Origin of the sequence: Nostoc sp. JL34, from assembly GCF_017114945.1 — a bacterium.
Lineage (GTDB): Bacteria > Cyanobacteriota > Cyanobacteriia > Cyanobacteriales > Nostocaceae > Nostoc.
In genome coordinates, this window is record NZ_JABXKQ010000047.1 from 100,576 (window position 1) to 112,919 (window position 12,344).

Consider the following 12,344-nt stretch of genomic DNA (forward strand, 5'->3'; position numbering starts at 1 on the left):
TTGCTGCCACACAAGCTTTGCGGGAAGCTTTTATAGTACTGATAATGTACCGGAGCAAGTGGCAAAAATGTCTAGCAAGATAAAATTTGGTACCGATGGCTGGCGAGGGATTATTGCCGATGACTTTACTTTCCCCAATGTGAGAAAAGTAACAAGGGCAATCGCCACTTACTTGGATACAGCCTACACAAAAAATAGACCAGTACTTATTGCCTACGATACTCGCTTTTTAGCTGACCAGTTTGCCCAAACAGCGGCCCAAGTATTAGCAGATTTGGGTTGGACTGTAAAAATTACCGATCGGGATTGCCCTACACCAGTAATTGCCTACAATGCCCGTCACCTAAATTCCGCTGGGGCGTTAATGTTTACTGCTAGCCATAATCCAGCACCTTACTGTGGAATTAAATATATACCCGATTATGCTGGGCCTGCCACTCCAGAGATTACTGATACTATTGTGGCAAATATAGAAGGTGCATCGGATGAATTGCCTGGGAACAACCCATCAGGTTCAATTTCAATTTTCGATCCGAAACCAGATTATCTGAAATTTATCTACACTCTACTTGATGTAGAAAAGATCAGAAGCGCTAATTTAAAGGTAAAGTACGATGCTTTGTATTCTACCTCTCGCGGCTATTTAGATGAAGTTTTGCAACATAGTGGCGTTCAACTAGAAAGTTTCCACGATTGGAGAGATGTTTTATTTGGGGGTGGAATGCCTGAACCCAAAGGAGAACAATTAGTTGAGTTAGTGGAAGCAGTAGTTCGCGATCGCGCTGATTTGGGCTTGGCGACAGATGGAGATAGCGATCGCTTTGGTATCGTTGATGAACAAGGAACCGTCCTCACTCCCAATACTGTGCTGCTACTTCTAGCACGTCATTTAATCAAAAATAAAGGTAAAACCGGCGCGATAGTCCGCACTGTGGCGACAACCCACCTGCTGGATAATTTCGCTGCGAAAAATGGGCTGCAAATTTACGAAACAGCAGTTGGTTTTAAATACATCGGCGAAAAAATGCGGGAAACTGCTGTATTAATCGGTGGAGAGGAATCAGGTGGTTTGAGTATTATTGGGCATATTCCCGAAAAAGATGGGATATTAGCCGATATGCTGGTGGCAGAAGCGATCGCTTATGAAGGTAAGCCTTTAAGTCTACTCGTTAAGGAAGCGATCGCTGAAGCCGATGGCCCACTTTACAACAACCGCCTAGACTTGCACCTCACAGAGGCGCACAAAACCGCCGTCATCGACTCCTTTACCAAAAATCCACCTAGAGAAGTAGCAGGAATTAAAGTCAAGGAAGTGGGGCGTAAAGACGGTATTAAGCTCTATTTAGAAGAAGGTAGCTGGATTTTATTGCGTCCTTCCGGTACAGAACCACTGGTGCGCGTCTACCTAGAAACCAACACTCCCGAAAAACTCACCCAAATCGCTCAAGAGTTGGAGAGTGCCATTGCTAAACTAGAAACACTTGCAGTTTAATAATTCAAAGTTAGGAGTTATGAGTTAAGAATTATTAACTCATAAATTTTATTAAGATATGAAAACTTTCGCTCCTTTTTTGACATCTCTAGTTGTAGCGGTTTGGGTAATCGCGATCGCAATTATTTCTGTCCAAAATGCCACACCCGTATCGTTAAAATTCTTAACATTCCAATCGATTCAGATACCAATGGGTTTAGTGCTAGCTTTTAGTGCCGGTATAGGGTTAATTGGTATGGCACTGCTGCAACCTCTGTGGGGACTTGCTGGCATTGGGCTGCGTAATTCTCGATTGGAAGAGGATGCGGAGTTTTTTGTTGATGATGAAGACTTTTGAGGTTTGAATAGCTGTGCAGTATCAAAACATTATTACAATCGAACCAGGAAAACGAGGTGGTAAGCCTTGTATTCGAGGGATGCGAATTACTGTATACGATGTTTTATCTTATCTTGCCTCTGGCATGAGCTACGAGGAAGTGCTTGATGACTTTCCTTATTTGACACAAGAGGATATTTTAGCTTGTCTAAGCTATGCAGCCGATCGAGAACGGCTATGAGCGCAACTTATAAAGCAGATTTTAACTTGTGGATTGAGCAGACAGCCCAACTATTGCGATCGCATCGCTGGCATGAAGTTGATGTAGAACATCTGATTGAAGAGGTTGAAGGCTTGGGCAAAAGTGAACGGCGGGGTATTGCCAGTCAACTAACTCGCTTACTCTTGCATCTGCTCAAGTGGCAATATCAACCCCAGCATCGCTCAGATAGTTGGCTCGATTCCATCACTGATTCTCGCACTCAAATTGAGTTAGCAATAGAAGATAGTCCTAGTCTTAAGAGCTATCCTACAGAGCAACTTCAGGAAAGTTATCAAAGGGCGCGTCGTCAAGCAGTCAAGCAAATTGGGATACTTGTATCCGTGTTTCCAGAAGAGTGCCCATATTCTGTAGAGTTAGTGTTGGATGAAGACTGGCTAACGGAAGCAAGCGATATTTAATAACTTTATTTGTGACTGTGTGGGTAGTGGCGATCGCTATGATCTCAGAGCGCCTCTAGCCTGGAAGTTTTGCAGTACATGAAAAAAGCCTACGCTGGCAGGCTTTTTAGAAAGTTTTGGGAGAGCGATCGCGCTGTTATAAAATCAAAATGTCCATTCGTGATCTGGATCATCTAGGGCGGCGCGAACAGAAGCTAAATTTGCAAGGTCTTTGAAAGGGCTTGATTTAGCAATTTCTGTGATTGAATTTAAGGTAAGGGCTAATTGATCATTATTGCCAGATGCGATCGCATTATCAACAACAGCAAACAAAGCGCGAAAGTTTTCTGCACGTTCATCAAAAGAGCGATCTAGATACGCCATAAGTAACTCTCGCTGGGCATTAATCTTGGTGATTGTTTCGTTTTCCCAAGCTTCAATCTCTCGTCTCTTTGTCTGTTCTTGTTCGGCAATTATTTTATATTCAGTATAGGCTGAAACCATTTGCTGTAAGCATTCGGCAGGATTGATAAATTCCTTGACTACTGTGGTAACTTTTTTGTCGACATTCCTAATTACCTCACAAAGTACGATATTTGGCTTGTATATTCGCAGTAACAGGATTCAACTGCCCTTCACTATCTAAAACAGGAGTTTTCATGATTTCTGCAAGTGCTTTAACAAAAAGTGCGACTTTTTGAAACTTACTAGCGTCCCTGTTTTTGTCGAATGATGGTAAAGATTCAAGTTCTTGAAGACCTAAAATAGCAGATTTATTCAGACATTCAAATACACCTTGTAACTCAGTAATCCGCCGTTTTACTTGTTGCATAAAGTCTTTTGCTGCTTCAATTTTAACGATTGCAGTGTTGACTTCAGCGTTGTACTCCCATGCCTTTGTCAATGCTTTTTCGCCTTCACCAGCAAGCACAAAGCCTCCAATAAGAACAGCGGGGCCAACGGTAATACCACCTAACACAAGAGAACCAAGAGCCATACCTCCACCGCCAGCAGCTAATGAGCCACCGCCCAACCATGCGAGAGTTGCATTCCAGGCTGCTGCACCGCTAAGTCCTCCTATAAGTGTCCCAGTACTGGCTACTCCTACAGAGGTAGCAAGACTCATTGCACCACCATATCCTGCTGCTGCTGCCCCAATCGCCTTAGTGCCACCGTTGAAAAACTGTTCAGCTTCTAATGCGGCAGCTTTGTACTCCTTAATCTGCTGAACTGAAATTCCTTCCAGCCCTTCTAAAAACTCCTTCTCGCTTTGTTTTGATTTACCAATATTTCGTTCAATAAAGTCAAGAAAGCGCCCAACTGTAGTCATCATCACATCAAGCTGAAGTTGACCATACTCTTCTGCAAGCTCGTTAGTCGCCTCCCAGTCTGCTTTCAACTCACTGACTGCATAGGAGTGACGGTTTTGGGCACGTTCACCAATTTCCTTCGCTTCATTCATATTCCCAAAACCTTCAGCACCTTTTACTGCTCCGAAAGCAGCAGTTCCTAAAGCAATAGCACCCAAAATCAGTGGAATCATGAAATACTCCTGATGTGATTAGTATTTGGTTAGTACTTGTCTACGGGTTTAACATTAAAACAAGGCATCACCTTATACTTATAATTCCCTGAGATACTAACTAATAAACATTCAGAAGGTATAAATTTGATACTGCGATGAATGCAGTTGTCAATCTTTTTCGTGTTGAGTGCGATCACAGGGAGGCTAACACCTCAATGCAATGGACAAGCGATGTCTACGACGGGCTACGCCTACGCACTCGGCTTGACGCTAGAATATTAGTCGCAATCTTGTGGAGATGATTGGTAATGAAAATTAAAGCAGTTATCTGGCAAGAAGACGGTGTATGTTGTGGTTCTGTACCTGCCCTAGCAGGATGTCACACTTGGGGAGACAGCTACGAACATCTATTAGAAATGCTGCAAGATGCGATTCAAGTCTGCTTAGAAGTTGCTAGCCAACGCGAAGATCAGCTTGATTTAGCATCATTCTCGTTACATTACGCAGCTTCAATTTTCCCTGAAAGTGAAGAGACAGTTTAGTAACATTTAATCCTGGTGATGTAGTCACAGTTGATTTTCCCAGTACCACTGGTATGAGTTGAGCAATTTACTTATGAACTACTGCTAATTTCTACAATTGCTTCTCCTTGCCGCAGTCGTTCTATTGCATCAGGTAAAGCGATGGCAAGTAGTCGCTGCAAATTGCGATTTGTGACATTACCACAAGTCAGCCAAAGAATTTGAGGTGGTATTCCTAAACGACAGGCCAAGTCAACAAAATCGCTATCTTTGGTCATGATTACCGCCTTAGCGACTCGTGCTGACTCAAAAATTTCCACATCTTTAGCATCTCGTAATCCAAGCTCTCGTAGGGCAGTAGCCTCTACGTCAAAAGTCTCAGTCAGCCAAAGTGCTAATGTAGGAGGCAACTGAGCATCAATCAAAATTTTCATGCTGTCAATCGAGGAAAGTCTGTTCGCCGTGCTGCAAACAATAGACAGGCTTGGATATCTTCGAGTTCGAGATCGGGAAAATCCTCTAAAATCTCAGAAACACTGACATTCTCAGCCAACATTTCTAAAATGTCACTAACACGAATCCTCATGCCTCGAATACAAGGACGACCACCACACTGACCAGGAGTTTGAGTAATGCGAGTCAAGAAATCAACCCTTGAGTTCATGCAAGTATTTTAATATCGGGTACTTTTATTTAACTCTAATTCTGCGATCGCAATTATTTCAGCCTAGCATCTCAGTGTAGCAATAGGGGAATCGCAGTTATCGCACACTAACCCAACAGCAGCTAAGTTGGGCAGTTTTGGGTTAGTTGTAGCTTCAGGTAATCAATGAAGTCCAGAATTTCTGTATCAGTGAGTTATGAGCGCGAGCGCTTGCCATATTTTTGCTGCAAATACTCCCTTCCCTGCTCTGGAGTCCAATTTAATTGAGCTAAATATGTGTCAGTTTGAGCTATAAAAACATCACGAGGTTCAACCGTTTTTATATTGTCACTTGCTTCTGATTGAGATTTATTTTTATCTTGATTAAAATTATGAATCTTATTAATTTTTAAACTTAGTCTTTGTCCTAAAGCTTGCCAATCTAATTCCTTATGTCCATCCCAACTAACACCTACAGAACGATAAGTTATTGGATCATAAATTTTGCAAAAAACTACATTACTCTCTCCAGGGCTAACGGCTATCGTTAGTGGATTACACAATTCTTTATAAGTAAGGGCATCTAAAGATAACAATAAACTTTTGGAAAATAAGGAGTCGCTACCTGAACGGATAATATAAGGTTTGTCTGCCAAAATATATAAATCGTTCTTTTCAACTGGCCCGAATTTAGTTTCAACCTTTTTATTAACTTCTATCTCTGTAATTACCCCAGTCAAAGCTCTATCATATATTGGGATGCGTTTTTCATCTTCAGCAAGCATATACCAGCAGTGATCGGATTCTTTACTGACAAAGACATATTGAGGTTTTGGGACTGCTCCAAATCCTAATTTAACTTCCATTTTTTGATGAAGGTTTTGGTAAATATATTTATTGAGCAACCAGTCATGAAGATTTTTACCGTCAAGCTATGAGTTACTTTATAGATATAATTCCCTAACCAGGAAGCTAATTAACATTAAGACAGCAAAAATTAGAAAATCTGGTGAATCTATAACAAAGTTTCTGGATCGACACCTAACGCATTTAATCTTTCAATTAACATTTTCACTTTTTGCTCTGCTTCCACCCGTCGCTGTTCTTCAAAAGCTGTGCGTTCTTCCGCTTCCCTAATGCGTTCTTCTGGTGTTAGCAATCTTTGCCCTTCTTCGTCATACCAGTACAGCCACTCCCGTACTATACCTTGATAAATTCCTCGTTCTCGCCCAATTCCTAAACCAATTTCTGGTAGCCAAACGGGATTTCCTGACATTAAGATATATTCCCCATCGACTAAGCGATACACTTCCAAAGGCGACTTTTTACGCCGCAGAGGACTATATACAACGTAGTACAAAATTCCTAAATCTTTGGCATAAAATTCTTTCTTGATGCTATATTCTTCTCGATATATTTGAGAAACAACTTCTAGCGCTAAAATTGGCAGTTGCTTTTCTTCCCACAGCACATAACTTAGGCGTAAATCCTCATCAACGAAGCGTTTAACTCCTAAACTGAGAAATCCATCAGGGACAATAGCTGGTTTGTCAGGGTGATAATAAATACCCATATCAACACCAAAAAACCAATCCCAGCGATCGCACCAAACCAAAGCCAATGTCGTTTTCAGCAAGCCGGGAATTAAATTTTGGAGTTCATTATCCACAGCAGTATCATCTGAGTCGGGTAGTTCTTCGGAAGATGGCAAACAATGGAGTGGATTGTAGTTTAACATGAGCGGTTTTGCCAAATCTGATTCTAGATAGATTGTACGTAATCTATTGATGTGCGATCGCAGCGCAAGAATAAAGAAGCATTTTTAGCGTAGGCGTAGACATCGCCTTGTATCTTTCTTCTCAGTATCAAAATACTCATAAGTGTAAAATCTTTACATCAGATTCGTGCTTTTTCGGTACTGATTCTCAGAGTGTCTAACTGACAATAGCAAAAAAGGGCGGAACATTGTTCAACTAGAACATTCCAGAAGTCGCAGAGTATTCAATTTCATGGTGAATTTGGTAGCTGGGCTGATTACCTATACCTACCAGGAGAAAAAGTCTTTTCTCAACCTTGACTCAGAAAACGTGGCGCAGCTGGAAATTAGCTAATTTTCAGCCCGCTCTTTGAGTTGTACCTAAGTATCAGATATGTCACCACAGATCCATTCACGAATTTTAATCAGACACTTTCTAACGGTTTTTTTGCCATTATCAGCGTTAGTTGGGGTTGTTATTGGGACTATCTATTACCAACAGGTACAAACCGAGCAAGTTCTGCTCAAAACAAATGAACTCCGTAAGGTAGATTTAGAAACTAAAGTCATCAGCGGAGACTTTCACTCGGTTGTCTCAGATTTGATGGTTATCTCTAAACAAAACGAGCTACAAAGAGTTTTAGAGGGAGTAAATGGACAACAACAGGCACTTTCCCAAGAACTTTTATTATTTTCTGGATATAAAAAACTTTACGACCAAATTCGCTTTTTGGATCGATCGGGTAAGGAAGTTGTCAGAGTCAACTTTAACAAGGGTGAACCTGCGATTGTCCCCGAAGAAAAACTGCAAGTTCAAGCCAAGCGCTACTGGTTTAATGACACCTTGCGGTTAAACCAAGGACAAGTATTTGTCTCTCCCCTTGACCTCAATATCGAACGAGGTCAGGTTGAACAACCTTTGAAGCCAATGATCCGCTTTGGCACTCCCGTTTTTGATCGCCGTGGAGAGAAACGAGGCATTGTAGTGTTAAATTATTTCGGCACAAAACTGCTGGACAATTTTAATCAAGCTTTCGCTAACGCCTCTAGCCAGGGAATGTTACTGAATGCCGATGGCTACTGGTTAAAAGGGGCGAAGCCTGAGGATGAATGGGGATTTATGTTTCCCAATCGCAAAAACCGCACTTTTGGCTAAGCTTTTCCCCAGGCATGGCAGCAGATTTCTCAAAAAGAATCGGGACAATTCCAAACTGCTGAAGGAATATTCACTTTTACTACAGTCTACCCACTTGTCGAAGGGCAAAAATCTAGTACCGGAGCAGAACAGGCTTTTGCACCAAGCCAAAATCAAATTGATCCTAAATCCTATCACTGGAAGATTGTTTCATGGGTATCACCAGAAACGCTGACAACCAAATCAAACCGATTTTTGAGTCAATTGCTACTGCTATATGCTGGCTTAGTAGGATTAACTGGCATTGGTTCTTAGCTACTAGCAAGAGCTAGTGTCAATCGTAATATGGCCCAGCTAGAGTTAAGGCAATCTGAACTTGAATTGCGAAAGCTAGTTGAGCGAGAAAAAATTCTTAAAACTCGTCTATCTAGTCAAATTCGCAACTCGCTGGATCTAAATACGATTTTGAGTACAGTAGTAGTTGAAGTTCGGGAATTGTTACAGATCGATCGACCAGCGATTAGCCTTGCAATTCTCTGTGATCCAAACCGTGAATGGCGACCAAGCAATTACAGTTACAATTATCCCAATACTCGCTTAAATTTTGAATTTGGTAGTGTTAAACTTTTAGATTACGAAAATCGCTTTCACGAGTTAGAAAATAGTGATAATCCATTTGCAACTGTCGTCATGGCGCATTTGAAAACGCAGCAGACACGCTCATCACCCGAACAACGCAAAATATGGAAATTTAGCTTAATTCGCAGACTATATGATTTGGGCTTAGAAGAGCAGGATATTCGTAATCTATATCGATTTATCGATTGGGTTATGATATTACCAAAGGCATTAGAAAATCAGTTTTGGGAAGAGTTTAAACAATTTGAGCAGGAGCGGACTATGAGATATGTAACTACAGGTGAGCGCATCGGCTACGAGCGCGGAAAACAAGAAGGTGAACAACGGCTTATTTTAAAATTACTACAAAGACGAGTGGGAGAATTATCACCAGAATTACAAAAACGCATCCAATCTCTTTCTTTAAATCAATTAGAAACCCTTGGCGAAGCTTTGTTAGATTTTACTGCTATGGAAGATTTACTTAACTGGTTGCAAACAAATCAATCAGCTTAAAATCTATTTTTATGAAACCTGTAAAAAATACATCTACTCACTTACCCCATACAGGATTTTTTGGACTTAGTTCGATGAGTTTTTCTAGTTTACTAAATCAGAGGTTGACTTGGACAAAGAGTTTTAACCTTAACCCCGAAGATAACAAATAGAAAAGTTTAATGAATCATTTAGGATTGCTATATATTTTGATTAGCCAAGTTCATCTTGCAAATCCCTCCAAAAAAGCTTAAAAAATAGAGCTGTTTAATTTGATAGAAAATTATTACCCAAGTTGGCTTTCTCAAGACATAATTAATAATTGCTTACCTTGGCAGTCAGGCAAAAATATGAGTTTTGGAGATTTTAATGAACAATATACATTACATGATTCTTATTGGATAGGTATTTTCTATAACATTGGATATGAACAAGCCATAACTTTAGCTATTGACTGGGATTCTGTTTGGTTACCTGATGAAATCAAAAAAAGCATTACCGTCGGTGAACCCTATCTTTTCATCCGATTAACGGGTGTTGAACAGATAAGTACGGCTAATTATATTGATATTGGAAATATTTCTAGAATCATAGTGGGTTGCGAATTTGAAAAAATAGAGGGTAAGAAGTTTTTGGCTATTGATGATGTGTTTGGAGGACAAATTAATATTCTCTACAAAGGTGAGGAAACCTTCTTGGCATTAGAAAAAAATAGAAGAATTTTGAATATTTAAACTATCTAAGTAATGTACATAAAAAAGGGCAGGTAGAAAACCCGCCCTCAAAGCAATAAATATTTCAACTAAACTAGTGATCGCAACTTAATTACCAATTTCCGGCGCACTCAAAGAAACCTTTAGTGCGTCGTCTTGTTGCTGTGCTAATGTCGGCACGGAATCACGCAATCTTGCCGTCAATTGTACAGTTGTAGCGTCGTACATTTGAGTCAGCAATTTGGGATAGAAACCAATACCAATAATTGGAATTAACAAACAAGCAATGATAAATACTTCACGGGGTTCCGCATCTATCAAAGCTTGGTGAGAAACTAATTCCTCGTTCTCTTTACCGTAGAAAATTTCTCGCAACATCGACAGCAGATAAATCGGAGTTAAAATCACTCCCACTGCCATCAAGAACACCACGAGCACTTTGAAGGTAGAGCTATAAGCATCGCTAGTAGCAAAGCCCACAAATACCATCAATTCTGCCACGAAACCGCTCATCCCTGGCAATGCCAAAGAAGCCATTGAACAGGTGGTGAACATGGCGAAAATCTTCGGCATTCTCTTAGCGACACCGCCCATTTCATCCAACATTAGGGTGTGGGTGCGATCGTAAGTTGCCCCAACAAGGAAGAACAAACTCGCCCCAATTAACCCGTGGGAAACCATTTGCAATACTGCCCCACTCAATCCCAAATCGGTGAAGGAGGCGATACCAATCATCACAAAGCCCATGTGAGAAATTGAGGAGTAGGCAATTTTTCGCTTCAGGTTTCGCTGGGCAAAGGATGTCAAAGCAGCGTAGATGATATTAACTACCCCCAAAACTACCAACACTGGTGCAAAATAAGCGTGGGCATCAGGCAGCATTTGAGCATTCATCCGAACTAAGGCGTAACCGCCCATTTTCAGGAGAATGCCTGCTAATAACATGTGTACGGGGGCTGTAGCTTCACCGTGGGCATCAGGTAGCCAGGTGTGCAAGGGAATAATCGGCAACTTGACGGCGTAGGCAATCAGGAAGCCAGCATAGAGGGCAAGTTGGAAATTCAGGGCAAAATCTTTTAAGGCGATCGCTCGCATGTCGAATGTCACCGTATCGCCGTAAAATCCCATTGTCAGGGCAGACAGCAAAATAAACAGCGAACCGCCGGCGGTGTATAAAATGAATTTAGTCGCCGCATACTGCCGCCTTTTGCCTCCCCAAATCGACAGCAGAAAGTATATCGGTACTAGTTCCAGTTCCCACACCAGGAAAAATAACAACATATCCTGGACAGCGAACACGGCAATCTGACCGCCATACATCGCCAAAATCAAGAAGAAAAATAGCTTGGGCTTGAAGGTGACAGGCCAAGCTGCTAAAATCGCCAGCGTGGTAATGAATCCAGTCAAAATAATTAGGGGCATGGACAAGCCATCAGCCCCTACTGACCAATTCAAACCCAGTTGTGGTACCCAGGGGTAACTTTCCACCAACTGCAAATCTGGATTGGAGAAATCATACCCAGTATAAAAAGCGTAAACAATTAGTGCAAAATCTATCAGCCCTACGACGAGGGAGTACCAGCGCACTGTTTTGCCTTCTTTGTCAGGGATGATGGGAAGAAGTAGCGACGCCGCTATCGGAAACAGAATAATCGTCGTCAGCCAGGGGAAATTAGCTATATTCATCACAATCAATCTGCTATCAAAATCATGTTTGGCAAAAAGTCACTAGTTATTAACTAACAGCTTTTTAGCAATTTTTCCTTCATTGTTAGGTTGATTTAATTAAATTGGCAATCCCCTATTTTGTATACGAGGAGTCTATTTTTACTTGAGGGAATGCAGAATATCAGTCTAAATACTGGTATTGAAGTCAAAAATTTACCCTAAATAAAGCCGCTAAACTAGAATTTAAGGAATGTGCGATCGCATAGTCCAACCCATCGCTAAAAATACAATATGCTATTTGGTGGTTGTTGAAAAAAGCGATTTAGTGCAAAAAAAGGATGACACGAGAACTAACCATAATGATAATCGCATTCCCAGCTTTAGAGCTTTGGGACTACAGTAAGCGATTTGATTGAGTTTTTTAGTAAAATAGACAGGGAAAGTTGATAAGGGAAATTCGATTATGTCATCTCTAGCGATCGCTACTGTAATTAAGATGATGGAATCTTTATCTGAAGATGTGCAAGAAAGAGTTGCAGAACATCTCCGAGAGTACCTGGAAGATTTGCAAGATGAATTGAAATGGAATAAATCATTTAACAAAACTCAACAACAACTGATTGCATCTGCCCAATCTGCTAAAAGAGAGATTGCAGAAGGACTTGCAAAACCAATGAACTATGAAAAGTTATGAAGTCTGCAACTCTTTCTTGTTTTTGGGCTTCTAGTTTTGATTTTAGAGCCAAGTTCTTATACTTAATTAAAAGTTCAGCTAAAAGTTCAGCGTAACAGGTATTAAATA

16 protein-coding genes and 1 pseudogene are annotated in these 12,344 nt (G+C 40.9%); 10 read left to right on the forward strand and 7 right to left on the reverse strand.

Annotated features, from left to right (window positions below):
* The first annotated feature begins 67 nt into the window (after nt 1-67).
* From HWQ44_RS09995 to HWQ44_RS10010, 4 genes are read left to right on the forward strand one after another with little or no spacing between them, the layout of a single operon-like run.
* Nucleotides 68-1,492, forward strand: a complete 1,425-nt coding sequence (locus tag HWQ44_RS09995; RefSeq protein WP_292718074.1) for a phosphoglucomutase/phosphomannomutase family protein — start codon at nt 68-70, stop codon at nt 1,490-1,492.
* Nucleotides 1,493-1,550: 58 nt separating this feature from the next.
* On the forward strand, nt 1,551-1,829 hold the full coding sequence (locus tag HWQ44_RS10000) for a LapA family protein (RefSeq protein WP_292718076.1): 279 nt from the start codon (nt 1,551-1,553) through the stop codon (nt 1,827-1,829).
* Between the two features lie 13 nt (nt 1,830-1,842).
* Complete coding sequence (locus HWQ44_RS10005) at nt 1,843-2,049, forward strand: DUF433 domain-containing protein (RefSeq protein ID WP_292718078.1); 207 nt, start codon at nt 1,843-1,845, stop codon at nt 2,047-2,049.
* The gene (locus HWQ44_RS10010) at nt 2,046-2,489 is read left to right on the forward strand and encodes a DUF29 domain-containing protein (protein ID WP_292718080.1); all 444 of its coding nucleotides are present in this window, start codon (nt 2,046-2,048) and stop codon (nt 2,487-2,489) included. The genes HWQ44_RS10005 and HWQ44_RS10010 overlap by 4 nt, the downstream gene beginning before the upstream one ends.
* 144 nt (nt 2,490-2,633) lie before the next feature.
* On the opposite strand, the gene HWQ44_RS10015 is transcribed toward HWQ44_RS10010, so the two are convergent.
* Together HWQ44_RS10015 and HWQ44_RS10020 are read right to left on the reverse strand one after the other, a co-directional pair.
* On the reverse strand, nt 2,634-2,972 hold the full coding sequence (locus tag HWQ44_RS10015) for a hypothetical protein (RefSeq protein WP_292718082.1): 339 nt from the start codon (nt 2,970-2,972) through the stop codon (nt 2,634-2,636).
* A gap of 76 nt (nt 2,973-3,048) precedes the next feature.
* The gene (locus tag HWQ44_RS10020; RefSeq protein ID WP_292718084.1) at nt 3,049-4,011 is read right to left on the reverse strand and encodes a hypothetical protein; all 963 of its coding nucleotides are present in this window, start codon (nt 4,009-4,011) and stop codon (nt 3,049-3,051) included.
* Nucleotides 4,012-4,148: 137 nt separating this feature from the next.
* Here HWQ44_RS10020 and HWQ44_RS10025 point away from each other — a divergent pair, with 137 nt between their 5' ends.
* Nucleotides 4,149-4,295, forward strand: a complete 147-nt coding sequence (locus HWQ44_RS10025; RefSeq protein ID WP_292718086.1) for a hypothetical protein — start codon at nt 4,149-4,151, stop codon at nt 4,293-4,295.
* A gap of 6 nt (nt 4,296-4,301) precedes the next feature.
* Nucleotides 4,302-4,535, forward strand: a complete 234-nt coding sequence (locus HWQ44_RS10030) for a type II toxin-antitoxin system HicB family antitoxin (RefSeq protein WP_292718088.1) — start codon at nt 4,302-4,304, stop codon at nt 4,533-4,535.
* A 71-nt stretch (nt 4,536-4,606) separates the two neighbouring features.
* Here the strand turns inward: HWQ44_RS10030 and HWQ44_RS10035 are convergent, their stop codons facing one another.
* From HWQ44_RS10035 to HWQ44_RS10050, 4 genes and pseudogenes are all read right to left on the reverse strand, one after another.
* A complete protein-coding gene (locus HWQ44_RS10035) occupies nt 4,607-4,948 on the reverse strand; it encodes a DUF5615 family PIN-like protein (protein WP_292718090.1) in 342 nt (113 codons plus the stop codon).
* Nucleotides 4,945-5,178: a DUF433 domain-containing protein gene (locus HWQ44_RS10040; protein ID WP_292718092.1), complete on the reverse strand. Its 234-nt coding sequence runs from the start codon at nt 5,176-5,178 to the stop codon at nt 4,945-4,947. The genes HWQ44_RS10035 and HWQ44_RS10040 overlap by 4 nt, the downstream gene beginning before the upstream one ends.
* Before the next feature lie 122 nt (nt 5,179-5,300).
* Nucleotides 5,301-6,023: pseudogene (locus HWQ44_RS10045) on the reverse strand (hypothetical protein).
* Nucleotides 6,024-6,172: 149 nt separating this feature from the next.
* Nucleotides 6,173-6,895 (reverse strand): Uma2 family endonuclease, encoded by a 723-nt coding sequence (locus HWQ44_RS10050; protein WP_292718094.1) that lies wholly within the window; start codon nt 6,893-6,895, stop codon nt 6,173-6,175.
* Between the two features lie 466 nt (nt 6,896-7,361).
* Here HWQ44_RS10050 and HWQ44_RS10055 point away from each other — a divergent pair, with 466 nt between their 5' ends.
* From HWQ44_RS10055 to HWQ44_RS10065, 3 genes are all read left to right on the forward strand, one after another.
* Nucleotides 7,362-8,069 carry a cache domain-containing protein gene (locus tag HWQ44_RS10055; protein ID WP_292718096.1) on the forward strand — a complete coding sequence of 236 codons (708 nt, stop codon included), beginning with the start codon at nt 7,362-7,364 and terminating at the stop codon, nt 8,067-8,069.
* Between the two features lie 324 nt (nt 8,070-8,393).
* Nucleotides 8,394-9,182 (forward strand): DUF4351 domain-containing protein, encoded by a 789-nt coding sequence (locus HWQ44_RS10060; protein ID WP_292718098.1) that lies wholly within the window; start codon nt 8,394-8,396, stop codon nt 9,180-9,182.
* 251 nt (nt 9,183-9,433) lie between these two features.
* Entirely contained in the window at nt 9,434-9,895 is a 462-nt protein-coding gene (locus HWQ44_RS10065) for a hypothetical protein (protein WP_292718100.1), read from the forward strand.
* Nucleotides 9,896-9,982: 87 nt separating this feature from the next.
* Here the strand turns inward: HWQ44_RS10065 and HWQ44_RS10070 are convergent, their stop codons facing one another.
* Nucleotides 9,983-11,560 (reverse strand): NAD(P)H-quinone oxidoreductase subunit 4, encoded by a 1,578-nt coding sequence (locus HWQ44_RS10070; RefSeq protein WP_292718102.1) that lies wholly within the window; start codon nt 11,558-11,560, stop codon nt 9,983-9,985.
* A 445-nt stretch (nt 11,561-12,005) separates the two neighbouring features.
* Between HWQ44_RS10070 and HWQ44_RS10075 the strand changes: the two genes are divergently transcribed.
* Nucleotides 12,006-12,236: a hypothetical protein gene (locus HWQ44_RS10075; RefSeq protein ID WP_292718104.1), complete on the forward strand. Its 231-nt coding sequence runs from the start codon at nt 12,006-12,008 to the stop codon at nt 12,234-12,236.
* Nucleotides 12,237-12,344 lie beyond the last annotated feature (108 nt).